Source organism: Streptomyces sp. NPDC018833 (genome assembly GCF_044390825.1).
GTDB lineage: Bacteria > Actinomycetota > Actinomycetes > Streptomycetales > Streptomycetaceae > Streptomyces.
In genome coordinates, this window is sequence record NZ_JBIRZM010000042.1 from 1 (window position 1) to 2,194 (window position 2,194).

The 2,194-nt window shown below is 65.7% G+C and carries 1 protein-coding gene; it reads right to left on the reverse strand.

The features are described 5' to 3' along the window. Positions 1 to 130: 130 nt before the first annotated feature. Positions 131 to 1,600, reverse strand: coding sequence for a group II intron reverse transcriptase/maturase (gene ltrA, locus ACH5AF_RS35290; RefSeq protein WP_398907635.1), 1,470 nt, complete (start codon positions 1,598 to 1,600; stop codon positions 131 to 133). Between the last annotated feature and the right edge of the window lie 594 nt (positions 1,601 to 2,194).

Here is a 2,194-nt window from a genome sequence, read left to right on the forward strand (position 1 = left end):
ACGGCGGGATGGGTCCAGTTGAGTCGGCCCGGGGCGCGGTTCAGGCATTGCTGCCTGCCCGTTTCCCCGGACCGCTCTCCGAACCCGGCGTACCCGTTTCCGAGTACCGGGCTCTCCACGGTCTCGTCCGTCAGGCATGAGCAGGGACATCCCAAAGGGTGGGGATCTTCGGCCGATACCGGTAGCGGGTGACCGCGACGGTATCCAGCGCGAACAGTGCGATCCCGTCCGCTGACAACTGCTTCCAGCGACCGGCGCTGCCGTCGTAGAAGCGTCGGCGGACGTCCTTCCACTTCCAGCGGTGCCGCGCTATCAGCAGAGCGCTGACTCTGCGCCAGACGAAGTAGTCCAGCGCGCGGAGGGCGCGTTTGCAGACGGCGTGCCGGAAGTAGTTGACCCACCCGCGTGTGATCTGGTTGATCCGGATCAGCACCTTGCGGATGTCCTGCTGTGACGTTCTGCCTGTCAGGGCTCGGATCTTCTCCTTCAGCTGCCGGATGGGCCGGTCAGCGATGTAGGTGTAGACGTGCCACTTGTTGGCACCCCTCTTGCGGCGCCACTGGATGCGGAACCCCAAGAAGTCGAACCCATCCGACATGTGCACGATCCGGGTCTTCGCTGGTGACAGTCGAAGTCCCAGGGGGCGCAACACCTCGGTGACTTCCTCGTGCAGGGCTATGACGTCGTCGCGTTGGCCATGAACGAGAACGACGAAATCGTCCGCGTAGCGGACAATGCGCCATCTCGGCAGGCCGTAGTGACGTCGACGGCTGCGCTTGTACGCGGTCGACATGCTCCCGCCCTCCAGCCACGGGCCGTGCAGGTGCTCATCGAGCGCCGACAGGGCGATGTTGGCCAGAAGGGGTGAGAGGATGCCGCCTTGCGGCGTGCCGGTGAGAGTTTCCTCGTAGGAGGCGACCTCAGTGAGAACACCAGCCTTGAGGAAGGCTTGCACCAGGCGGAGCACGCGCTTGTCCTTGATCCGGTTTCGCACCCGATCCATCAGGGCCGTGTGGTCGATGGAGTCAAAGCACGCCTCGATGTCCGCGTCCAGCACCCAGCGGTATCCCTTGGTGCCGAACATGTGGATCTCGGCGATGGCGTCGTGCGCCCGCCGCATCGGCCTGAAACCGTAAGAGACCGGCTGAAAGTCGGCCTCGAAGATCGGCTCCAGCACCAGTTTCAGCGCGGCTTGCACCACGCGGTCGGCCACGGTCGGAATGCCGAGCTTGCGCACCTTCCCGCTGCCGCCGGGTTTGGGGATCTTCCGCTCCCGCACGGGCAGCGGGCAGAAGCTGCCCGCCTTCAGCGCCTGGCGCAGATCATCCAAGAACCCCGGAACACCGACCTCCCGTTCCACCTGGTCGACCGTGAGGCCGTCCACTCCAGGGGTTCGGGCCCCGGTGTTGCCCGCGACCCGTTCGAACGCCGTAAGCAGCGTCGCCGGGTCATGCACGAGGTTGAACAGATCGTCGAATCGGCGGCCGGGATCGGCCACCGCCCAACGGTGAAGCTTGGTCTGCATCTCCGATACCCGCCGGTCTAGCCCCACGGGGCGATCCGGTGGAGCGCTGCTGTTCAGCAGTGCTTCTTTCGGCATTGCAATCCCTCCCTTCTGATTCCGCTGCCGCCCTTCCCCACGTACTGGGCTCTCCCCAGCTCCGAGTACTACGGCGGCTCCGCCCCGCTCCAGCCCGATCGGCCGACGATGAGCCCAGCCGCTTCCTGCCCTGGGTGGGCAGGTCGAGGCGGAACCGGAGCGGTTCCCGTGTTCACTTGTGGATCGCTTGTCAGAGGAGGAGCCCGACTTTGCCCCCGCGGCCCTAGCCACGACTACCCCGCAGCACTTCACCGTGGCCTCCCCGGGCAACATGACAAGATCACCCGAAAAGTTCCCTGCCCCTGGGTAGAGGCAGGGACACACCGCTTCCGGCCCAGATCCGCCAGGTTCGAGCCGGCTGGAAGTAAGGAGGCGTAAGACGCCGGTTCCTCGCGTACTCCTCTCCGTCTTGCTCGCCGGACCCGTCCCATCTGGCAGTTCTGGAACGTCCCGGCTTTGTCGGGGCTGCTTACCGCCCTCCCCGGCACCTCCCGGATCAGGCTGCCCCCAGCTTCACCGGGCTGCTGCGACAGCCCAGCGGCGAAGGTCTCTCACCCCCACACAATCCACATGCGCTTTCCACGGCGCACTGTC